Origin of the sequence: Bradyrhizobium sp. GCM10028915 (genome assembly GCF_042666195.1) — a bacterium.
Classification (GTDB): domain Bacteria; phylum Pseudomonadota; class Alphaproteobacteria; order Rhizobiales; family Xanthobacteraceae; genus Bradyrhizobium; species Bradyrhizobium canariense_D.
In genome coordinates this window covers 98010-120230 of record NZ_JBHTFN010000043.1, presented here as the reverse complement: position 1 = coordinate 120230, position 22221 = coordinate 98010, and the positions used below count along the sequence as shown (strand labels likewise).

At 64.3% G+C, this 22221-nt stretch carries 20 protein-coding genes; 3 read left to right on the top strand and 17 right to left on the bottom strand.

The annotated features are described in order from the left end of the window. Both ACFQX9_RS18820 and glpD read right to left on the bottom strand, forming a co-directional pair. Positions 1-1140: an ABC transporter ATP-binding protein gene (locus tag ACFQX9_RS18820; RefSeq protein WP_018454982.1), complete on the bottom strand. Its 1140-nt coding sequence runs from the start codon at positions 1138-1140 to the stop codon at positions 1-3. Then, entirely contained in the window at positions 1137-2687 is a 1551-nt protein-coding gene (gene glpD, locus ACFQX9_RS18815) for a glycerol-3-phosphate dehydrogenase (RefSeq protein ID WP_247391640.1), read from the bottom strand. Before glpD ends, ACFQX9_RS18820 begins: the two co-directional genes overlap by 4 nt. A gap of 229 nt (positions 2688-2916) precedes the next feature. On the opposite strand from glpD, the gene ACFQX9_RS18810 reads away from it, so the two are divergent. After that, positions 2917-3195: a type II toxin-antitoxin system Phd/YefM family antitoxin gene (locus ACFQX9_RS18810; protein WP_085352665.1), complete on the top strand. Its 279-nt coding sequence runs from the start codon at positions 2917-2919 to the stop codon at positions 3193-3195. Further along, positions 3192-3617, top strand: coding sequence for a type II toxin-antitoxin system VapC family toxin (locus ACFQX9_RS18805; RefSeq protein WP_018454985.1), 426 nt, complete (start codon positions 3192-3194; stop codon positions 3615-3617). Before ACFQX9_RS18810 ends, ACFQX9_RS18805 begins: the two co-directional genes overlap by 4 nt. A gap of 2 nt (positions 3618-3619) precedes the next feature. Here the strand turns inward: ACFQX9_RS18805 and ACFQX9_RS18800 are convergent, their stop codons facing one another. Next, positions 3620-4462: a DeoR/GlpR family DNA-binding transcription regulator gene (locus ACFQX9_RS18800; RefSeq protein WP_018454986.1), complete on the bottom strand. Its 843-nt coding sequence runs from the start codon at positions 4460-4462 to the stop codon at positions 3620-3622. A 91-nt stretch (positions 4463-4553) separates the two neighbouring features. Next, positions 4554-5228 (bottom strand): HAD family hydrolase, encoded by a 675-nt coding sequence (locus ACFQX9_RS18795; RefSeq protein WP_377790035.1) that lies wholly within the window; start codon positions 5226-5228, stop codon positions 4554-4556. A 154-nt stretch (positions 5229-5382) separates the two neighbouring features. Between ACFQX9_RS18795 and ACFQX9_RS18790 the strand changes: the two genes are divergently transcribed. Further along, complete coding sequence (locus ACFQX9_RS18790) at positions 5383-5859, top strand: nuclear transport factor 2 family protein (RefSeq protein WP_026232853.1); 477 nt, start codon at positions 5383-5385, stop codon at positions 5857-5859. A 230-nt stretch (positions 5860-6089) separates the two neighbouring features. On the opposite strand, the gene ACFQX9_RS18785 is transcribed toward ACFQX9_RS18790, so the two are convergent. The 13 genes from ACFQX9_RS18785 to ACFQX9_RS18725 all read right to left on the bottom strand — a co-directional run bounded on the left by ACFQX9_RS18785 (position 6090) and on the right by ACFQX9_RS18725 (position 22214). Beyond that, positions 6090-6281, bottom strand: a complete 192-nt coding sequence (locus tag ACFQX9_RS18785; RefSeq protein WP_018454989.1) for a hypothetical protein — start codon at positions 6279-6281, stop codon at positions 6090-6092. 221 nt (positions 6282-6502) lie between these two features. Then, entirely contained in the window at positions 6503-6913 is a 411-nt protein-coding gene (locus tag ACFQX9_RS18780) for an acyl-CoA thioesterase (RefSeq protein WP_018454990.1), read from the bottom strand. Positions 6914-6949: 36 nt separating this feature from the next. Next, entirely contained in the window at positions 6950-9046 is a 2097-nt protein-coding gene (locus ACFQX9_RS18775) for a 3-hydroxyacyl-CoA dehydrogenase NAD-binding domain-containing protein (protein WP_377790033.1), read from the bottom strand. A 2-nt stretch (positions 9047-9048) separates the two neighbouring features. After that, positions 9049-10332 carry an acetyl-CoA C-acetyltransferase gene (locus ACFQX9_RS18770; protein WP_377790031.1) on the bottom strand — a complete coding sequence of 428 codons (1284 nt, stop codon included), beginning with the start codon at positions 10330-10332 and terminating at the stop codon, positions 9049-9051. Further along, positions 10332-12599 carry an acyl-CoA dehydrogenase gene (locus ACFQX9_RS18765; RefSeq protein ID WP_377790029.1) on the bottom strand — a complete coding sequence of 756 codons (2268 nt, stop codon included), beginning with the start codon at positions 12597-12599 and terminating at the stop codon, positions 10332-10334. Before ACFQX9_RS18765 ends, ACFQX9_RS18770 begins: the two co-directional genes overlap by 1 nt. 176 nt (positions 12600-12775) lie before the next feature. Further along, complete coding sequence (locus ACFQX9_RS18760; RefSeq protein WP_026232855.1) at positions 12776-13399, bottom strand: flavin reductase family protein; 624 nt, start codon at positions 13397-13399, stop codon at positions 12776-12778. A gap of 178 nt (positions 13400-13577) precedes the next feature. Then, positions 13578-14177 (bottom strand): TetR/AcrR family transcriptional regulator, encoded by a 600-nt coding sequence (locus ACFQX9_RS18755; RefSeq protein WP_377790027.1) that lies wholly within the window; start codon positions 14175-14177, stop codon positions 13578-13580. A gap of 34 nt (positions 14178-14211) precedes the next feature. After that, the gene (locus ACFQX9_RS18750; protein WP_204513810.1) at positions 14212-17349 is read right to left on the bottom strand and encodes an efflux RND transporter permease subunit; all 3138 of its coding nucleotides are present in this window, start codon (positions 17347-17349) and stop codon (positions 14212-14214) included. A gap of 179 nt (positions 17350-17528) precedes the next feature. Then, positions 17529-18635: an efflux RND transporter periplasmic adaptor subunit gene (locus tag ACFQX9_RS18745; protein WP_377790025.1), complete on the bottom strand. Its 1107-nt coding sequence runs from the start codon at positions 18633-18635 to the stop codon at positions 17529-17531. Between the two features lie 216 nt (positions 18636-18851). Then, positions 18852-20183, bottom strand: coding sequence for an MFS transporter (locus ACFQX9_RS18740; protein ID WP_018454998.1), 1332 nt, complete (start codon positions 20181-20183; stop codon positions 18852-18854). 145 nt (positions 20184-20328) lie between these two features. Then, a complete protein-coding gene (locus ACFQX9_RS18735; protein WP_018454999.1) occupies positions 20329-21492 on the bottom strand; it encodes a winged helix-turn-helix domain-containing protein in 1164 nt (387 codons plus the stop codon). A gap of 108 nt (positions 21493-21600) precedes the next feature. Next, the gene (locus ACFQX9_RS18730; protein WP_007595197.1) at positions 21601-21849 is read right to left on the bottom strand and encodes a hypothetical protein; all 249 of its coding nucleotides are present in this window, start codon (positions 21847-21849) and stop codon (positions 21601-21603) included. A 119-nt stretch (positions 21850-21968) separates the two neighbouring features. Then, complete coding sequence (locus tag ACFQX9_RS18725; RefSeq protein WP_018455000.1) at positions 21969-22214, bottom strand: hypothetical protein; 246 nt, start codon at positions 22212-22214, stop codon at positions 21969-21971. Positions 22215-22221: the final 7 nt, after the last annotated feature.

Genomic DNA, 22221 nt, shown 5'->3' with positions numbered 1-22221 from the left:
TCAGGCTTTTTTCTTTGACGCGTTTTCTTCACGCGAACCGCTCGGCACTTCGCTTGAAAACGCTATGGGACCGGGTGCCGCGACCAGCCGGTCGGCAGCATCGAAAACGAACACGTCGTTGGGATCGAGCACGGCATCGAGCGTCTGGCCGGGCTCGAATTCGTGCACGCCGTGCAGCACCGCCACCCAGTTCGATCCGTCGCGGGTCAGATGCACGAAACTCTCCGAACCGGTGATCTCGGTCACCGTTACCGTGGCATGGAAGGCGTGGCGGTCAGTCTCGCCATTGGCAAGTGCGAGCTGATGGGCGCGAAATCCGACGCGATAGGCGCCGTCCGCGAGCGAGGAATAGAGACCGGACGCCGGCGCGGCAATGCCGCCCGCATATTGCACGGAACCGTTCTTCTTCTCGATGCCGACGAGATTCAGCGGCGGATCGGAGAACACCTGCGCGACCCGCAAGGTCTGCGGATGACGGTAGACCTTTGGAGTCTCGCCGATCTGGAGCGCCTCTCCCTGCCACATGCACACCGTGTTGCCGCCGAGCAGCAGCGCCTCGGTCGGCTCGGTGGTGGCATAGACGAAGATCGCGCCGGAGGCCTCGAAGATGCGCGGCAGCTCGGTGCGCAGTTCCTCGCGCAGCTTGTAGTCGAGATTGGCGAGCGGCTCGTCGAGCAGCACGAGGTCGGCGCCCTTCACCAGCGCGCGCGCCATCGCAGTTCGCTGCTGCTGGCCGCCGGAAAGCTGGAGCGGCGTGCGCTTCAGGAACGGCTCGAGCCGGAGCAGCCGGGCGGCTTCCGCAACGCGCGCCTCGATTTCGGCGCGCGGCTTGCCCTGCACGCGCAAAGGCGAAGCGATGTTCTCGTAGACCGACAGCGAGGGGTAGTTGATGAACTGCTGATAGACCATGGCGACCGAGCGCTGGCGCACGTCGACCCCGGTGACGTCCTTGCCGTTGACCAGCAGCTTGCCCGATGTCGGTTTGTCCAGGCCAGCGAGCAGCCGCATGATCGAGGTCTTGCCCGACAGCGTCGGCCCGAGCAGCACGTTGAGCGTGCCGCTCTCGAGCGTCAGCGAGACGTCGCGGATGTGTGGGACCCCGTCGACAGTCCGGGTCACGTGATCGAGTGTCACCGTCATGAGCGTCCTCCGGCTTCCAGCAGGGGACTTTGCTGCACGGCGTGGGTCCTGATCCAGTCGTCCAGCGCCGCGATCTCGTCGGCACTTAGTCGCAGGCCGAGCTTGGAACGGCGCCAGACGATATCTTCGGCAGTAACGGCCCATTCGTTGGCGATGAGATAGCGGACTTCGCGCTCGGTCAGCGTCGCACCGAAGGCTTGGCCGAGATCGACCGCCGATTTCGCATCCCCAAGCAGCTTGATCGCCCTCGTGCCATAGGAGCGCGCCAGGCGCCGCGCATGCTCGTGGCTGAGGAAAGGATAGCCGCGCTGAAGCTCGGCGATCAGGCCGTCGACATCGGACACGCCCATGTCGCCGCCGGGCAGCGGCCATTTGCCGGTCCAGCCTTCGCGTGCTTTCGCACTGCGAAGATAGGGCGCGAGCCGCTCCAGCGCCTCCTCGGCGAGACGGCGATAGGTCGTGATCTTGCCGCCATAGATCGACAGCAGCGGCACGCCGCCGGACGTGTCGAGCTCGAACACATAGTCGCGCGTCGCGGCCTTGGCTTCGCTGGCCCCGTCGTCATAGAGCGGACGTACGCCGGAGTAGGTCCAAACCACGTCATCGGGCGTGACAGGCTTGGCCAGATATTCGCTCGCCGCCGTGCAGAGATACTGGATCTCTTCGGCCGTCGCCTTCACCTTGGCGGGATCGCCGTCATAGTCGCGGTCGGTGGTGCCGATCAGCGTAAAATCGTCCTGATAGGGAATGACGAAGATGATGCGGCCATCTGCATTCTGGAACATGTAGGCGCGGTCGTGGTCGTAGAGTTTTTTCACGACGATGTGCGAGCCCTGCACCAGGCGCACCTTGGCTTTCGCGTTGACGCCGGCGCCGCGGCCGAGCACATCCTCGACCCAGGGCCCGCCGGCATTGACAACCGCACGGGCCTGGATCGACGAGCGCGCGCCTGTCAGCGTGTCGATCATGCTGACGGTCCAGATGCCGTCTGACTGTTTGATATCCGTCGCGCGAGTGCGGGTGCGGATCTCGGCGCCCTTATCGGCGGCATCGCGTGCGTTGAGCACGACGAGACGGGCGTCGTCGACGAAGCAGTCGGAATATTCGAACGCGCGGCCGTAGCGGTTCGGGATCAGCGGGCGGCCGACCTCGTCGCGTCGGAGGTCAACCGAGCGCGTCGCCGGCAACAGATGACGGCCACCGATGTGGTCATAGAGAAAGAGGCCGAGGCGCAGCAGCCAGGCTGGCCGCAGGCCCGCATGGTGCGGCAAAACGAAACGCAGGGGGCGAATGATGTGCGGCGCGATGCCCCAGAGAATCTCGCGCTCGATCAGCGCCTCGCGAACCAGCCGGAACTCGTAATATTCGAGATAGCGCAGGCCGCCATGCACCAGCTTGGTCGACCAGGACGACGTCCCGCTCGCCAGATCGTTCATTTCGCACAGGAAAACCGCGTTGCCGCGGCCCACCGCGTCGCGCGCGATGCCGCAGCCGTTAACACCGCCTCCAATAATGGCGAGGTCGAAAATACGATCCAACAGACGCATCCCCCGGCGACCGCCCGTTCAATCGAGCGGTTACTTTCGCTTTTGATTAGATCACACCAAAAAACGAAAGCAAGATGAAAGAGGAGAGAAACGAAGTGAAAGCGGAACTTTTAAGTGGGCACACGGGGGGCGAAATAGGCAGTTCAGGCGGGATTTGAGCGGCATTATTGCTCTTGAATAGTCGTCGATGACCCTTATTAGTAAAAATAGTCATATTGGTCGTTATTGCATGACAGAACACACTGCACCAGATTCACCCGCGACGGACTCGTGGACGCTTGCCAACGCCAAGGCCCGGCTCTCCGAGGTGATCGATCGTGCCCAAGTCGGCCCGCAAATCATCACCCGACACGGCAAGCCCAACGCGGTGATCGTTTCCGTCGAGGAATGGGCGCGCAAGACGGCGCGCAAAGGTACCTTGGCCGAATTCCTGCTGGCTTCGCCGCTGCGCAGCGGCGACCTCGAGCTTGAACGCGTGCACGACGCGCCGCACGACGAGCTGCCGTGAATCTACTGCTCGACACCAACGTGTTGTCGGAGGTCCAGAGGCCCGCCCCTTCGCCGAAAGTCTTGTCATGGCTTGATACGATCGACGAGGATCGTGCGTTCATCAGCGCGGCATCGATCGCCGAGCTTCGTCGCGGCATCGCGTTGCTGGAGGACGGCCGTCGCCGTGCAGCACTGGCCGCCTGGCTTGCCCGCGATCTGCCGGAGCGTTTTGCCGGGCGCACACTGCCGATCGACCACGCGGTCGCGGAACGCTGGGGTGACCTGATGGCTCAGAGTCGCAGAAGCGGCCTCGCATTGTCTGTCATGGACGGCTTCTTTGCCGCGACCGCGCTGGCAAACAACCTCATGCTCGTCACGCGCAATGTGAAGGATTTTGCGGTATTCGGCGTGCCGCTGCTGAACCCGTGGGACAACCCATAGTCCTACCTCAGCCGCACCACCGGCGCGGCCTCGGGCGCTTCTTGTGCCTCGGCCTGAGCCTCATCGACGTCCGCCCCCTTCGGCATCGCGGCCATCACCTCGATGCCCTTGCCGTGGCAGATGGTGGCGAGGCGCTCTGGCAATTCCTGGTCGGTGACGAAGGTCTGGATCTGGCTGATATGCGCGATGCGGACCGGCGCGCTGCGCCGGAGCTTGGTGGAATCAGCGACCAGCATGACGCTGCGGGCGTTGGCGATGATGGCCTGCGCCACCTGCACCTCGCGATAGTCGAAGTCGAGCAGCGCGCCCTCCTCGTCGATCGCGGACGCTCCGATGATGGCATAGTCGACCTTGAACTGGCCGATCAGCTGCGTCGCGGTCGAGCCGACCACCGCGCCGTCGGCGCGCCGCACCGTGCCGCCGGCGACCACCACCTCGATGCGGGGATGACGATAGAGCAGCATGGCGACGTTCAGATTGTTGGTGATAACGAGGAGGTCCTCGTGCGAGGTCAGCGCGCTCGCGACCTCCTCGGTCGTGGTGCCGATGTTGATGAAGAGCGAGCAGCCGTTCGGGATCAGCGAGGCGGCCGCGGCTCCAATCGCCTTCTTCTCGTCGGCGGCGACGAAGCGCCGCGCCTCGTAGGCGAGGTTTTCGACGCCGGATGCGATGATGGCGCCGCCATGAATGCGGGTCAGCGAGCGCCGCTCACAGAGGTCGTTGAGATCCTTGCGGATGGTCTGCGCCGAGACCTCGAACCGGCGCGCCAGCTCCTCGACCATGACGCGGCCCGAGGCTCGCGCGATGTTGAGGATTTCGGCTTGTCGATGAGTCAGTCCGGTCACGGCGATGGCCTCAAGTCAGGAAGCTGCATGGTGCGGCGGTTCGCGCGCTCGGTCAATGCGCGCGCCGATCACGGTTAACGGACGAAGGTCCTCACCATGCCATCGCGGCGGCGAGACGCGCCAGCAGCTCCGGATCGTCGAAGGCGCTGGCGGAGGCGATGGCCCCGGCGGCGACGAGATCAGCATGGCTGAGGCTGGTCCGGATACCGATGGTCGGAATGCCGGCCGCTGCGGCCGATTGCACGCCGGTGCGGGAGTCCTCGAACGCGATCGAGGCCATGGCGCTGGCGCCGGCAAAGCGCAACCCTTCCTGATAAGGCAGCGGATGCGGCTTGCCGTGCAACAGCTCGGCACCGATCACGAGCGCCTTGAAGCGGTGCGTGATGCCGAGGCCGGACAGCAGCAGCTCCGCATTGAGCCGCGGGGCATTGGTCACGGCAACCATGGGAATACCGGCCGCATCCGCCCTGTCGAGCAGCGCTATCAGGCCCGGCAGCGGCTCGATCTGCCCGGCAACAAGCGTGCGGAAGACTTCCTCCTTCTCATCGAGGATCAAGGCACGCCGTTCGGGCGCCTCGTCGGGCAGAAAACGCTCGCCGATCGATACATTCGCGAAGCCTTGCAGCTCTCTGGAGAAGCGCGCGTGATCGAAGACGTGGCCGCGAGGGCCGAGCACCAGATTGAACGCCTTCAAGTGCAGCGGATCGGTGTTGGCGAGCGTACCGTCGATGTCGAACAGCAACGCCCTGCCGATAGCCTCGATCATGTCCGTACTTTCCCGAATATATGACGCATCAATACGAAAGCCGTATCAATACAGCGTCAATCGCGCAATGACGCACGTGCATGACCAATACGCGACCCTCGACAAAGTCGCGTGCGACTGCAACACTCCATGCAAGACCAAAAAGGAGGAAACGATGACGATCAACCGACGCGATCTCGCTCTCTCGACTCTTGCCGTCCCAGCTCTTGCCGTCTCCACTCTTGCAGTTTCAGCGCTCACGACACCGGTGCTGGCGGCCTCGGCCGACGAGGAAGCCGTGGCGAAGAAGGTCGAGGCGTTCCGTCTCGCCCAGATCGCGGCCGATCCCAAGGCGCTCGGCGCACTCTGCGCCGAAGAGGTGAGCTACAGCCATTCCAGCGGCAAGGTCGAGGACAAGGCGACCTTCATCGCCAACGCCACCGACGGCAAATCCAAATTCCTGTCGATCGAGTACAAGGACCCGACCATCAAGGTCGTCGGCCCCGCCGCGATCGTGCGCTTCCACTGGGTGGCGGAACAAGAGATGGCGGCTGATGGGAAAAAAGTGCCGACCAACCTTCACATCCTGATGAACTGGCAGAAGCAGGGCGACGACTGGAAGCTGCTCTCACGGGCGGCGACGAAGTTGTGAACAACGGCTCTTCCCCTCTCCGTTGCGGGAGAGGGTGGCTTCGCGAAGCGAAGTCGGGTGAGGGGTTTCTGTCCGACAACGAATCCTCTCGCATTGGAATTCGCGGAGACGACCCCTCATCCGGCGCTACGCGCCACCTTCTCCAACAAGGCGAGAAGGGAAGGCAGAGTTCGCGGCAAAAGATTCCCACCTCTCGGGCCACACGCGGCCCGGAATGACCCGCGGGAGGACTAAGCCGCTTCCTTCACATCACCGTTAACCAGCTTGCGCGCGGCGCGCTCGGCTTCGCGGGCGTTGCGGAAGAGCTGGCCTTCGAGACGGTTGAAGCGGCTGGACGAGGCGAAAAAGCAGTAGCCTCCCTGGGAACGAACGACGATACCTGCGGTCTGCGAATCGACTTCGATGATGTAGCTGTCCGGCATGGTCCGTGGATTCCTCAGTGCGGGCAAACAACGGCAGTTCTGCCCAAAGGTTCCTGGGCATTTTGACGCCGTTCCACCCCGGATCGACACGCGACGGAGTACGCCGGGACCTCATCCGTTTTATGACTGGTTCTTGGCAAAGCCGCGGCGCCGTGACTCAGTCGCGCCGCGTTTGGCGTTGCCGCACGCATCAGACAGATGAGGCGCAACGCCGCGCGCGATTACGTCGCGATCGCGGTGTCGGTCGGGCGAACCGGCTGCGGGCGGCCGTGCTCGTCGATCGAGACGTAGGTGAAATTGCCGTCGGTGACGAGGAACGGTTGCTGCTCGCCGCGGCGCAGCGCCCATGCTTCCAGATGCACGGTGATGGAGGTGCGCCCGACGCGAACGAGGTGGGCGTGGACCGAAACGAGATCGCCGACATAGACGGCCTTGCGGAAGTTCATCGCCTCGATGGCGACGGTCACGGTGCGCGACTTCGCGACCTTTGACGCAAACACGCCGCCGCCGACGTCCATCTGGCTGAGCAGCCAGCCGCCGAAGATGTCACCGTTGGCGTTGGTGTCGGCAGGCATCGCCAGCGTGCGAATGCAGAGATCGCCGCCCGGCCCGGCATCGGCTTGCTCGTTCATGCCGCTCTCACTTGAAGATTGCTCACTTGAAATTGCTCACTTGAAATTGTCCCAGCCCGGATCCGGCGCAAAGCGCTCGCCGAATCTTCCGGCCAGCGCGCGCAAGGTGGATACGACATGATCCACGCCACGCGTGCGCGCATAATTCAACGGGCCGCCACGGAACGGTGCATAACCGGTGCCGAAGATCATGGCGCCGTCGACCATGTCGGCATCATCCACGATACCCTCGCGAAGCGCCGCGACGCAGACGTTGGACATCGGCAGCACCAGGCGGTCGATCATCTGGTCGGTGACGCGCGGACCGGTCTCGGGCAACGGCGCCTTCTCGGCCTTGCCGTCACGCCAGACGTAAAAGCCCTTGCCGGTCTTGCGGCCGAGTTCGCCCTTGGCGACCTTCTCGCGCAGCCAGGCCGGCGTCGGCGGCAGCAGATCGCCGAACTTGGTGCGCAGCATGTCGCCGACATCGAGACAAATGTCGAGCCCGACCTGGTCGGCCAGTTCGATCGGCCCCATCGGCATGCCGAACTGCTCCGCGGCGGCGTCGATCAGGCGCTGGTCGATCTTCTCGTCCAGCATCACCATCGCTTCCAGCATGTAAGGCGTCAGCGCGCGGTTGACGAGGAAGCCCGGCGAGCTCTTCACCGGCAACGACAGCCGATCGATCGCGCCGACGAAGGCGAGTGCCTCCTTCAGCACCTGCGTATCGTTACCGTCATGGCTGACGACTTCGACCAGTTGCAACCGCGACACCGGGTTGAAGAAGTGAAGGCCGACCAGCCGCTCCGGCCGCGCCAGCGTGGTGCGCAAATCCTGGAGCGGAATGCTCGACGTGTTGGTCGCGAGGATCGCGCCCGGCTTCATTCGCGGCTCGAGGCCGGCATAGACCTTCTGCTTCAGCTCGAGCTTCTCCGGGACCGCCTCAATGATGAGATCGGCGTTGCGAACACCTTCGCCATCCATGTCAGGCATGAGGCGATCGAGCGCGTCGCGCACCTCCGTGGGCTTGCGGATGATCTTGCCGTAGAGCTCGGCGGCGCGCTTGACTGCGCCCGCGATCGGCTCCGCCTTCATGTCGGCGAGCGAGACGCGCACCCCCTGCCCCGCGCACCAGGCCGCGATGTCGCCGCCCATGGCGCCCGCGCCGATGACGTGGGCATGCCTGATCGTGTTGCCGGAGCCTGCCGCTTTCTTCATCTGCTCGCGCAGGAAGAACACGCGGATCAAATTCTGCGCGGTCGGCGTCACCATCAGCTTGGCGAACGAGGCCTGCTCTGCCCCGAGCATCGCGGCCTTGCTGCCGCCATGGGTCTCCCAGAGATCGATCAAGGCATAGGGCGCCGGATAATGCTCGCGGGACGCGGCCTTCGCCGCCTCCGATCGCATCCGTTTGGCCAGCAGCCCGCGCACCGGGCCGAAATTCGCCGCACGCGTCAGAAAACCCGGCCGCGCCCGCTTGAGGCGGCCGAACAGCGCATCCTTGACGGCATTGCGAACGTGGCGCTCCTGCGTCACGGTGTCGACGAGGCCGAGCGATCTGGCGCGGCGGGCATCGATGGTGCGGCCGGTCAGCATCAGGGCCATCGATTGTGTCGGATTGACCAGCGCAGTGAAACGCGCGGTGCCGCCGAGACCGGGATGTAGCCCCAGCATCACCTCAGGGAAACCGAAGCGCGCGCCGTCGATCGCGATGCGCGATTGGCAGGCGAGCGCGACTTCGAGCCCGCCGCCGAGGCAGAAGCCGTGGATCACCGCGACCGTCGGCAGCTTCAGCGCTTCAAGATGATCGACCACCGCATGGGCGGCGCGGATCCGCGTCTCCACCATCCCGGCGTCACTGGCGCCGCGAAATTCGTTGACGTCGGCGCCCGCGATGAAGCCGGACGGCTTTGCGGAGCGGATCACGACGCCGGCAGGGCGCTCGGTCTCGATCGCCGCCAGCACGGCGTCGAACTCCTCCATCACCTCCGAGGACAGCGTGTTGGCGCTGGCGTCAGTGCGGTCAAACAGCAGCCAGGCGACACCGTCGGCGTCGCGCGTCAGCTGGAAGTGCTTGTAGGGACGATCGGCGGCGGGCTTGGGCCCGAGCTCCAGCACGCGGTCGCCGAGCGCGGTCATGATCCTGGAATCCATGGTCATACCGCCTCGATCAGCATGGCGCCGCCGAGCCCGCCCCCGATGCATTCGGTGGCAACGCCGCGCCGCGTGCCGAGCCGCTTCATGGTGTTGACGAGATGCAGCACGATGCGATTGCCGGACGTGCCGACGGGATGCCCGAGCGAGATAGCGCCGCCATCGACGTTGAGTTTGTCGCGGTCGACCTCGCCGGCAGCGCCGTCCAGTCCCAAAATCTCGCGGCAGAACTTGTCGTCATTCCAGGCGGCGAGGCAGCCGAGCACTTGGGTGGCGAACGCCTCGTTGAGCTCCCAGGTCTCGACGTCCTGGATGGTGAGATCATTGCGCTTCAGTAACGGCGTCGCCGACATCACAGGACCGAGACCCATGATGCTTGGATCGAGTGCGGCCCAGTTGCTGTCGACGATGACGGCCTTCGGCGTCAGCTTGTGCCTGGCGACCGCTTCGTCGGACGCCAGGATCACCCAGGACGCGCCATCGGTGATCTGCGAGGAATTGCCGGCGGTGACCTGGCCCCAGGGACGCTCGAACACGGGCCGGAGTTTTGCGAGCCTCTCGGCCGTCGAGTCCGGACGCACGCCATCATCATGGTCGAAGAATTTTCCGTCGCGGGAGAACGCGGTTTCGACTTCGCCCTTGAGAAAACCTTCCGCCTGCGCATGCGCGAGCCGGCGATGGCTCTCGGCGGCATAGGCATCGGACTGCGCACGGGTGATGCCGAAGAGATGGCCGACGACTTCGGCCGTCTGGCCCATGTTCAGATCAGTAATGGGATCGGTCAGCCCGCGCTCGAGGCCGATGATCGGTTTGAGATCGCGCGGCCGCAGCTTGAAGGCCGCGGCAAGCTTCGCGGCGACGCCCTTGGCGGTGGCGAGGCCGGCGAACCAGCGCACGCCGGAATTGGGCCAGACCAGCGGCGCGTGGCTCAAGGCCTCGGTGCCGCCGGCCAGGATCATGTCGGCATGGCCCTCGCGGATGTAGCGGTACGCGGTGTCGATCGACTGCATGCCGGATCCGCAATTGATCTGAACGGTGAAGGCGACCATGTCCTCGCCCATGCCGAGCCGGAGCGCGGCGACGCGAGCCGGGTTCATTTCGTCCGCGATCACGTTGACGCAGCCGAGGATGACCTTGTCGAAGGTATCAGGCGAAAACGGCTGACGCGCCAGCAGTGGCCGACCGCATTGCACGGCGAGATCGACCGGCGTGAACGGCCCCGGCCCCGAACGCGCCTTCAAAAACGGCGTCCGACTGCCGTCGACGATGAAAACCGGTCGTGCCATCAGCTCGCCGCCCTCTGTTCACCGAGTTCCTGGAAGAACTGATGCACGTCGCCGGTTTTCTTGTAAATCGGCGACAGCGCCTCCGGCGCAAAATCGTCGACCTCGATCACCTTTGTAACGGCTTCGCGGGCCGCGGCCAGCTGCTCGCCCTCCGCCTGCGTGATCACACCCTTGGCCACCGCATCCTTCCAGTCGCTCAGATGAGCCGCGCGCATGCGCCTGGCGATGGCGTCCGTACCTGCGATCAGGTTGAACGCGCGCTCCAGCCGGGCGAAGCCGCCATCGTCGTCGACATAAGCGAGATCGGGCGTGAGGCGGTCGCGCGCGGCCGACAGCTCCAGCACGAGGCTCGCGCATTGATGCACGACCCGGTCGGAGGGACCCAGCACGCGGGCGCCGAAGGGCTGGACCACGAATTTGAGGATGCCTGCGACGAAGCGGTTCGGCAGATTGGCGAGAATCTCGGCAAGCCGGTTCTCGATGGTCCGAAAGCCCGTCGCCATGCACCATTCGAGCGCAGCAAAATCCTCCTTCTGCCGGCCCTCGTCCTGCCAGCGCTTCAGCGCGGCAGAGAGCAGATACAGCTCGGACAGGATGTCGCCGAAGCGCGCCGACAGCATCTCTTTGCGCTTGAGCGCGCCGCCGAGCGTCAACAGCGCCATATCGGCGCAGAGGGCAAAAGCCGCCGAGTAGCGCGAGAGCTGACGATAGAATGGTCTGGCGTCACCCGCATCGGGTGCAAGCGCGAAGACACCAAAGCTCCAGCTCCGGCCGAACGCGCGCAAGAGTGTCTCGAAGCTGTGGCCGACATGTTTCCAGAACACCTTGTCGAAGGCGGTGAGCCCGCGCTCGCGATCGGCATCGGCAAGCGCATTCATCTCGTCGAGCAGATAAGGATGGGCGCGGATGGCGCCCTGTCCGAACACGATGAGATTGCGGGTGAGGATATTGGCGCCCTCGACGGTGATGCCGACCGGAACGGCGCGGTGGAGATTGCCGAGATAGTTTTGCGGACCGTCGATCACGGCCTTGCCGCCATGGATGTCCATAGCGTCGTCGACCGCGGTGCGCATCCGCTCGGTCGCGTGCAGCTTCATGATGCCCGAGATGACGGCGGGATGGATCCCGGCATTCAGTGCCGCGCAGGTCAGCCGTCGCGCCGCGTCGAGCTGATAGGCAGTGGCGACAATGCGGGCGAGCGGCTCCTCGACGCCCTCGAATTTGGAGATGGAGATGCCGAACTGCTCGCGGATGCGGGCATAGGCGCCGGTGGTGCGGGCGGCATAGGCGGCGCCGGCGGCGGAGAGCGACGGCAACGAGATGCCGCGGCCGGCGGCGAGCGCCGTCATCAGCATCTTCCAGCCCTGCCCCAGCCGCGCCTGGCCGCCGATGACGTAGTCGAGCGGAATGAAAACGTCGCGGCCCCAGTTCGGACCGTTCTGGAAGACCTGCATCGAGGGCAAATGGCGTTTGCCGATTTCGACGCCGGGAAGATTGGTCGGGATCAGCGCCACGCTGATGCCGAGCTCTTCCTGGTCGCCGACGAGATGATCGGGATCATAGGCCTTGAAGGCGAGGCCAAGCAGCGTCGCGACGGGGCCGAGCGTGATGTAGCGCTTGTGCCAGTTGAGCTTCAGGCCCAGCACCTCCTGGCCCTCGAAGGTGCCTTTGCAGATGATGCCGGTGTCGACCATCGAGGCGGCATCAGAGCCGGCCTCGGGGCTGGTGAGGCCGAAGCAGGGAATGTCGCGGCCATCGGCAAGACGCGGCAGCCAGCGCTGCTGCTGCTCCTTCGTGCCGAAGTGCATCAGGAGCTCGCCGGGGCCCAACGAGTTCGGCACCATCACCGTCACCGCGGCGGCGATCGAGCGGGTCGATATCTTGCGCACCACTTCCGAATGCGCATAGGGCGAGAAGCCGAGGCCGCCGAACTCCTTCGGAATGATCATGCCGAAGAATTTTTCGCGCTTGACGAAGTGCCAGACATCGGGCGGCAGGTCGCGCCATTCCCAAAAGATCTTCCACTCGTCGAGCATGGCGCAAAGCTCGTCGACGGGGCCGTTGAGGAAGGCCCGCTCCTCTTCGGTCAGCGTTGCCTGCGGGACCTTCAGCAGCTTCGACCAATCGGGGTTGCCGGTGAAGAGATCGGCGTCCCACCAGACGTCGCCGGCCTCCAGCGCCTCGCGCTCGGTGTCCGACATCGCCGGCAGCACGCCGCGCGCCCAGGAGAAAATCGGCTTGGTCAGGGTGTCGCGGCGGAAGCTCATGGCGGACCTCATGCATCGGCGCGGTGATCGGGCATTTTAGCGGAAAGTGGCCGGCGGCGGTGAAGACTTCGCCTGCGGAAAGACGCGAATTGACGCGGCCGGGCAGCCGCCCAGGGGCCATAACGGCCGAGGCGTGGTGGCAGTTCCGGGAGGGGATGGCTTCGCGGTCGGCCGGTCTAATCCGGCCGCACCATCTCGAACATGTTTTCCGGCTTGATTTCGAAATAATCCCCGCTGCGGCCGGCGCGTACGATCGGGCGGGCGGCGGCGGTCTGGTAGACGCCGTCCTTGATCATGGCCTTGTCGATGTGGACGGCAACGACCTCGCCGAGCGTCAGCCAGGCATTGGCTTCCTTGCCGTCGGCGCCCTTGAGGCGGACGATATCGGACACCTTGCATTCGAAGGCGACGGGACTCTCGCCGACGCGCGGCACGTTGACGAGCCTGCCGGGCACGGCGGTGAGGCCCGCAACTTTGAACTCGTCGACCTCAGGGCCAACATGCGCCGCAGTCGCGTTCATGTGCCTGGCCAGGTCCATGGTGGCGAGGTTCCAGACGAACTCGCCGGTCTGCTGGATGTTTTCGACCGTGTCCTTCCAGTTGGTGGAGGAGAAGCCGATGATCGGGGGGACGTAGCAGAAAGCGTTGAAGAAGCTGTAGGGCGCGAGGTTGACGTGGCCGTTGGTGTCGCGCGACGAAATCCAGCCGATCGGCCGCGGCGCGACGATGGCGTTGAAGGGATCGTGCTTGAGGCCGTGGCCCTTGGCGGGCTCGTAGAAGTGCAGGTCTTTGTCGGTCACGCGCTGTTTCCTTCTCGTCATTGCGAGCGCAGCGAAGCAATCCAAAATCCCTCCGCAGAGACAGTCTGGATTGCTTCGCAAAGCTCGCAATGACGGAGTTTGTTGATCCGTCCTTGCCCGCCATCAGCCGTCATTCCGTGGCGGTCGGCCTGCTTATAGGAGGAAATCCGCCGCCGCGTCAGTGGCGCGGGGACAATCCCGCGATGACGAAATCGATCATCTGGTCGATGGTCGGGCCCGGCTTGGTAGCGCACTGGGCGATCATCTGGGGGGGGAAAAAGCGCATCATCGCGGTGCAGGCGCACAGCGCAGCCAGTTGCAGGTCCGGCGCCTCGAACTCGCCGGAAGCCACGCCTTGCGTGATCATCTGGCCGATGACCCCGGCAATGCACTCCATGTGGTTGACGCAGACGTCCCAGTCCTCCTGCATCGCGATCTCGACCATCTCGTGCAGCTTATTGTCGCCGACATAGCGCTCGGTGTTCATGCGATTGATGGTGGTGAGCAGCTCACGGAATCGCGGCAGTACCGGACCGGGCCTGGCCACGATCCGCTGCGCTTCCAGCTCGACCTCGCCCATTAGCGAACGGGCCACCGCCTGATGGATCGCCTTCTTCGATTCGAAGAAGCGATAGACGTTGGCGGGGCTCATCTTGAGCTCCTTGGCGATGTCGCCGACCGTGGTCTTGAGATAGCCGATCTGGCGGAACAGCCTCTCGGCCACCTCGAGAATGCGTTCCCGGGTGTCGCCTTCGATATGTTCCGAAACCAGTGTCATCTGTCAGACTCGTCAATCAGCAGTTCATCTTCACTTATTCAGCCGCCTCAGCAAGCGGAATTGCGTTCTGGTCATCGCTCCCATGCTGCGGCGCGGCAGGCTGCTCGGGCGTGCCCGCCTCATCCAGGCTCTTGCGGAACCAGAGGGCGTAGAGGCCCGGCAGGTACAGCAGCGTCAGGAAGGTCGCGACGAACAAGCCACCCATGATGGTGATCGCCATCGGCCCCCAGAACGCCGAGCGCGACAGCGGGATCATGGCGAGGATGGCGGCAAGCGCCGTCAGCACCACCGGACGGGCGCGGCGGACGGTGGCCTCCACGATCGCCTCGCGGCGGGTCAGGCCGTGCGAGACGTCGGTCTCGATCTGATCCACCAAGATGACCGCGTTGCGCATGATCATGCCGGCAAGCGCGATCAGGCCGAGCAGCGCCACGAAGCCGAACGGGGCGTTGGCGATGTTGAGCCCGAACGAGGCGCCGACAATGCCGAGCGGCGCAGTCAGAAACACCAGGATCAGGCGCGAGAAGCTCTGCAGCTGGAACATCAGCAGCGTCAGCATCACCATGACCATCAGCGGGAAGAGAATGAAGATCGAGGCGTTGCCCTTGGCGGATTCCTCGAACGCGCCGCCCGCCTCGATGCGGTAGGCCGGCTCCAGGTTGTCCTTGATCGCCTTCAGCTTCGGCGCGATCTGGCCGGTGACGTCGGGCGCCTGCACGCCGTCGACGACGTCGGAGCGCACGGTGATCGCCATGTCGCGGTTACGCCGCCACATGATCGGTTCCTCGTGCGCATACTCGATCTTGGCGATCTGCTGCAGCGGCACGGCCACGCCGTTGCGCGAGGTGATGGTGAGATCGCCGACGGCGCCGAGGTCGAGCCGCTCGGACGAGACGGCGCGCGCGACCACGCCGACCTTTTCGATGCCGTCGCGCACGGTCGTCACCTGCGAGCCCGAGATCAGCATCGACAGCGCCTGCGACACGTCCTGCGGGGTCAGGCCCATGGCGCGTGCGCGATCCTGGTCGACGACAAGCTTGAGGTAAGGCGACTGCTCGTTCCAGTCGAGCTGGACGTCCTTGACGCTCTTGTTCTGCCGCATGACGTCGCGGACCTGGTAGGCGATCTCGCGCACCTTGTTGGCGTCGGGTCCGATGACGCGAAACTGCACGGGAAAACCAACGGGGGGACCGAAATTGAAGCGGTCGACGCGCACGCGGGCCTCGTTGAGCGCGCCGTCGGCAACGGCGTTTTCAAGCTTAGCCTTGATGCGCTCGCGCGCCTCGACGCCCTTCGCGACGATGACGATTTCGGCAAAAGCCTCGTTCGGAAGCTGCGGATTGAGGCCGAGCCAGAAGCGCGGCGAGCCCTGTCCGACATAGGCCGTGTAGGTCTCGATGTCCTTGTCGTCCTTGAGCATGGTCTCGGCCTTCTTCACCGCCTTTTCGGTGACGTTGAAGGCGGTGCCCTCGGGCAGGCGAAGCTGGAGGAACAGCTCGGGACGCTCGGACAGCGGGAAGAACTGCTGCTGGACGTGGCCGAAACCGACGATCGAGGCGATGAAGACGCCGACGGTCGCGACCACCACGGTGATGCGGTGGTCGACGCACCACTGCACGATGGCGCGCAGGCCCCGATACATGCGGGTCTCGTAGACCGCGTGCGGATCGTGATTGTGGTGCACCTTGATGTTGGGCAGCAGCATGACGCCGATATAGGGCGTGAAGATCACCGCCACGAACCAGGACGCGACCAGCGCGATCGCCACGATCCAGAAGATGCTGCCGGCATATTCGCCGACCGCGGAATTGGCAAAGCCGATGGGGAGGAAGCCAGCGGCCGTGACCAGCGTTCCCGTGAGCATCGGAAACGCAGTGGATTCCCAGGCAAAGGACGCCGCACGCATGCGGTCCCAGCCCTGCTCCATCTTCACCACCATCATCTCGACGGCAATGATGGCGTCATCCACCAGCAGGCCGAGCGCGATGATCAGCGCACCGAGCGTGATGCGGTGCAGGTCGAGCGACATCGTGTTCATGACGACGAAGACGATGCCGAGCACCAGGGGCACCGACAATGCGACCACGATGCCGGTGCGCCAGCCAAGCGCCAGGAACGACACGAACAGCACGATGACGAGGGCTTCCATGAAAGAGTGTACGAACTCGCCGACCGCGTGCTCGACCACCTTGGGCTGGTCGGCGATCAGTTTGACGTCGACGCCCTGCGGCACCGCCTTCATGAATTCAGCCGTCGCCTTCTCGACCTCCTTGCCGAGATCGAGGATGTTGGCGCCCTTGGCGGTGACGACGCCGATGCCGATCGCGGCCTTGCCTTCCTGGCGCACGATGAAGCTCGGCGGGTCGACATAGCCATGGGTGACGGTGGCGATGTCGCCGAGGCGGAACACGCGGCCGTTGCTCTCGACCGGGGTTTCGGCGACGGCCTTGGCGCCGTCGAGCGCACCGGTGACGCGCAGCGGCACGCGCTGCGACGAGGTCTCGACCGTGCCGGCCGGCGTCACGTTGTTCTGCTTGGCGAGCGAATCGAACAGCGCCTGCGGCGTGATGCCGAGCGTGGCGAGCTTGGCATGGCTGAACTCGACGAAGATGCGCTCATCCTGGTTGCCGTAAACGTCGACCTTGGTCACGCCCGGCACCTTCAGAAGGCGCTGACGGAAACCTTCCGAGACCTTCTTGAGCTGGGCGTAGTCGGCGCCGTCGCCCGTCATCATGTAGAGGATGGAATCGACGTCGGAGAATTCGTCGTTGACGACGGGCCCGAGAATCCCTGCGGGCAGCTGGCCCTGCACGTCGACCAGCTTCTTGCGCAGCAGATAAAAGAGATACGGCACGTCCTTCGGCGGCGTAGAATCGCGGAAGGTCACCTGGAGCGCAGTGAATCCGGGCTTGGAATAGGTCTGCACCTTCTCGAAGTAGGGCAGCTCCTGGATCTTCTTCTCGATGGGATCGGCGACCTGCGCCTGCATTTCCTGCGCTGTCGCGCCCGGCCACAGCACGGAGACGTTGACCACCTTCACCGTGAAGAACGGATCCTCGGCGCGACCGAGCTTCTGATAGGAGAAGAATCCGGCGACGCCGAGTATGAGCATCAGGAACAGGATCAGCGTCGGATGGCTGACGGCCCAGGCCGAAAGATTGAAGCGCTTCATCGCACTCTCCAAAGATGATCCGGTTGCAAAAAACCACAGCCACTCTGTTGAACGCGTCGTCGCGAGGCAGCGAAGCAATCCAGGGGGCTGGGCAGGTTCTGGATCGCTTCGCCGCTTCAGCCCCAGCATTTGCGCTCGGGCCGAAACTCACCTCACACGACGTAACTCGTAAGCGAGACTTAAAAGGACAGTGACGACACGATCCGCACCCTCTGGCCCGGATCGAGCTTCTGAACGCCGAGGGCGACGATCTTGGCGCCCTCTTCGACACCACCGGTGATGACGACGTCGTTGCTCTCGTAGGACTTCACCACGACCGGCTTCAGCGTGACCGCGCCGTTGTCGTCGACGACGTAGAAGGACGGCTTGCCGCCTTCGTTGAACAGCGCCGACAGCGGCAGCCGCGCGACGCGTTCGGTGGCGGCGTCCGACAGCGTCAGCGTCGCGGTCATGCCGAGCGAGACCTTGTCGTCGGCCTCGGGCAGCGAAAACTTGGCAAGATAGGTGCGCGTGGCGGGATCCGCGGTGGGCGCGATCTCGCGCAGCTTGGCCGTGTACTTTTTGCCCGGCTCCGACCAAAGAGTGACGCTGGCGGCGCCCGATTTGGCACGTCCGACCAGCGTCTCAGGGATCGCGACGACCGCTTCCTTTTCGGCAAAGCGGGCGACACGGATCGAGGTCTGGCCTGCGGCAACCACCTGGCCAGGCTCGATCAGCGTTGCGGTGACGACGCCACGGGCGTCGGCGTTGAGCGTCGCGTAGGAAAGGGAATTGTTGGTCAGCTCGACCGAGCGCTCGGCCCGGTTCAGGCGGGCGCGGGCCTCGTCGGCAGCGGCGCGGCTCGAATCCAGCTGCGCGTCGGTGGTCCAGCCCTTGGCCTTCAAATCCTTGGCGCGCTGCTCGGCCGCGGCGGCCTGGGCCAGCACGCCGGTCGCAGCGGTCTGTTCGGCGACGGCTTGCTCGGCCTGGAGCTTCAGATCGACCTCATCGAGGACCGCGAGCGGCTGACCGATCTCGACGGTCTGGCCAACTTCGACCAGACGCTTGGCGACCTTGCCCGCGACCCGAAAGCCCAGATCGCTCTCGATCCGCGGCCTGATCGTGCCGACGAAGCTGCGCTCGGGCTTTTCGGCATCGTAGTGGGCGGTGGCGACCAGGACCGGCCGCGGCGGGTCGGCCTTTTCAGCGACGGTGTCATTGCACCCAGCGAGGGCGGCAGCCATCAGCGCCAGCGAAACACCGGCCAAAAGCCTCGAATAGCTGGACAAAACGGATCGGACGAACATCGGAGGACACTCCCTCGGCTGCAATGAGAGGAATGTCGACTAATCACTGATGAAAGTCAATAATCGTCAGTCATCAGGAAAGCGTGATCGTTAAGAGGTGGTAACCTCCCCGCTGCCCTTGGCGGAAAGCCCGGACTGTTGGAAGAGAGCGTCGCGCCGCGGCCCAGAGGGACCGCACGGAATGGGCCTGGCTTTCGCCAGGGCGACATTTCGAGGCTACCGCCCCTGTTCGGCGAACTCGTGCTTGCTGTCGTGGCCACCGATGAAGACCAGGATGCCGGCGATCAGCGGCAGCACCGCGAGCACGAGCAGTCCGGTCGAGGTCTGCCCGGTGGCTTCCTTGACCCAGCCGATCAGATACGGTCCGCCGAACCCGGCGAGATTGCCGATCGAGTTGATCAGAGCGATGGCGCCGGCCGCCGCCGTGCCGGAGAGCCAGGCCGTCGGCAGGGTCCAGAACACGCCGAAGCAGCAGAACACGCCGATCGCGGCAACCGTCAGCACGATCATCGTCAGGGTGGGGTCGGTGAGATAGCTGGAGACGCCGAGAGCGACGGCGGTGAGCAGCAACGGCGCGCCGACATGCATCACGCGCTCGCGCGTGGCATCGGAATGCCGCGCCCACAGGATCATTGCGATGGTGCCGAACAGATACGGAATCGCGGTGACGAAGCCGGTCTGGGCGTTGGTGAGGCCGAACGCCTTGACGATCTGCGGCAGCCAGAACTGCATGCCATAGAGCGCGCCGACGAAGCCGAAATAGACGAGGCTCAGCATGATCACCTTAGGTGAGGTCAGCGCCTCGCCGAGCGACATATGCTTCACCGCCTGCTTGGCCGCGATCTCGGCATCGAGCTTGGTCTTGAGCCAGGCCTTCTGCTCGGCCGAGAGCCAATCCGCCTTCTCTGGCCTGTCGGTGAGATAGAACCAGGTGACGATGCCGAGCAGCACGGAGGGAATGCCCTCAATGATGAACAGCCACTGCCAGCCCTTCAGGCCCATGGCCCCGTCGAGGCCGAGCAGCAGGCCAGAGACCGGCGCGCCGATCACGGTGGAGACCGGAACGGCGATGGCGAAGGCCGCGAGGAAGCGGGCGCGATATTCGGCCGGATACCAATAAGTGAGATAGAGGATGATGCCCGGGAAGAAGCCGGCTTCGGCGACGCCGAGCAGGAAGCGCAGCACGTAGAAGCTCGTGACCCCGCTCGTGAGCGCCATCAGCGCCGAGATGATGCCCCAGGTCACCATGATGCGGGCGATCCAGCGGCTGGCGCCGAACTTCTCCAGCGCCAGATTGCTCGGCACCTCGAAGATGAAATAGCCGATGAAGAAGATGCCGGCGCCCCAGGAGAAGATCAGCGGCGTGAATTTCAGCTCGGCATTCATGGTCAGCGCGGCGAAGCCGAGATTGACGCGGTCGAGATAGGAGAAGAAATAGGCCAGCACCAGGAACGGGATCAGGCGCCAGGAGATGGCGCGGATCGTCGAGGTCTCGATTTCCGACTTGGCTGCGCCGGTCGAACCGGCATAGGTCGTGGTCTGGCTCATGGCTTCCCCCGGGTTGTTGCTTTTATGGGCTGATCCGGGGTTTTGAGCATCGCCGCGAAAGAGTCAATGGAGCAAGCAATGCAAGGGGCGCAGCCGGCCACCACGTTGCGCTACGACAGAGCTCGGTGATCCCCGCCGCGCACAACTACTCTGCCAATTGAAACTTCGCAAAGCGATCGAGCTCCTCCTCGATCTTCCGTTTGAGCTCCTTGCGCCCCGCGGTCTTCTTCCCCTCGCCGACCCAGGTCCATTTCTGCATCAGCAGCTTCTTCGCCTGCCGGTCGGTCTTCAGATCGAGCGCGGCGACGATCTCGTCGCCGACCAGCACGGGCAGCGCGAAATAGCCGAGCTTGCGTTTGGCCTTCGGCACATAGGCCTCGAACAAATGGTTGTAACCGAAAATGAGATTGGTGCGCTTGCGCTGGATGATCAGCGGATCGAACGGCGACAGGATATGGACCAGATCCGGCGGCGCGCACTCGCCCGGCTCGAGCGCAGCCGGCACTGCCCAGTGCTCCTGCTTGCCGGCACCGTCGATGGCGACAGGCACGAGCTCGCCACGGCGGACGCGCGAGCCGATCAGGGCAGCCACCGCCGGCTTGCGCGGCGCGTTGAGATGGCAGACCGAATCGAGGCTCACGACACCTTGCGATCGCAGCGCGCGATCGAGCAGATAGACCGTGATGTCCTTTGCCGACGCCGGCTTCGGCAGCTTGTCCCAGCCGAAATGGCGCGTCATCAGCTCATAAGTCTTGAGCATGCCCTGGCGCTCGCTGACGGTCACGGCACCCATGTAGAAGGCGAGCTGCAATGCCCGCTTCGAGGGTTTTCGGCTTTGCCAGAGATGCTCCTTCTCGGTGAGCACGTCGTCCTCGATGTCGCGGATCGTCAGCGGGCCGGCGCGCACCAGCCGCATCACCTTGCGCATGTCGGCAGGTTTCACCGAGGCGAACCATTTGTGCCCCTCGCGGCGGTGCTCGCACATCGCCGGCAGGAAGAAGCGGAAGTCGCCGGCCGGCACGTAAGACAGCGCATGCGTCCAATATTCAAAGACGCTCTTGTCGACGCTCTGGGCATGGCGCAGGTCGGCGCGCCGGTAGGACGGAATCCGGCTGAACAGGATGTGATGATGGCAGCGCTCGATCACGTTGATGGTGTCGATCTGCACATAGCCGAGATGGGCGACCGCGTCGGAGACGGCTTGCGCGCCGTCACCGAACGGCGCGCGCTCGTCCAGCCGCTGGGCATGAAGCCAGATTTGCCGGGCCTGTGTCGTGGTGAGTGGAATCGGTTTGGGCGCGCGGGACATTGCGGAATGCAGTGTAGCGGGATTCGCATCCAGCCAAGAAGCCGATCCAGGAGCGGACAAGGAAAAACCGCGCCGCCATCTGCTGACAGCGCGGTCGGAAGGCGCTTGCTACTTCATCGACATGGCCTTCTGCGCCTTCATGTAATGCATGCAGGCGCTTTTCATCTTGCCGTTGCTCATGTCGGTGTTGGCCATGGCCATTTCCTTGTTCATGGCCGTCTTGGCCGGCGTATCCGCCGTGCCGCCCATCATGGCGGCGGACTTCATCATATTGTCGCTGGTGCACGCCATCATCGCGGCAGATGCAGGGGAAACGGCGAACGCGACCAAAGCTGCAGCTGTGAGCAAGATTTTCATCGAAAAGTCTCCTCCGTAAAACGAAACCGGCGTCATGCCGGCCTTCGCAATACGTATTCTCCGGCGAAGACGTTTTGTGGAGAAGACAATTTCTTGCTGCGGTGCGAAGACGGGAGGACTCATCGGCCGGCTTTCGGGGCTTTGGACCGGTCGCCGACGCTGCCTGTTGCGACATCGGGTTCGCACGAGGCCTTGCCGCGCTCCTCCGCCTGGCAGCGATAGACGTTGCCGGTGAGACGATCGACCAGCCACATGTTCTCGTCGGTTGGCGCTTGAAGCCCGACATAGCGGGAGGTCAGCCCCGTGATCAGTGTCGACAGCAGGATCGCCACCGCGATCATCGCCGCCCCGATATAGATGGGCATGGAGCTC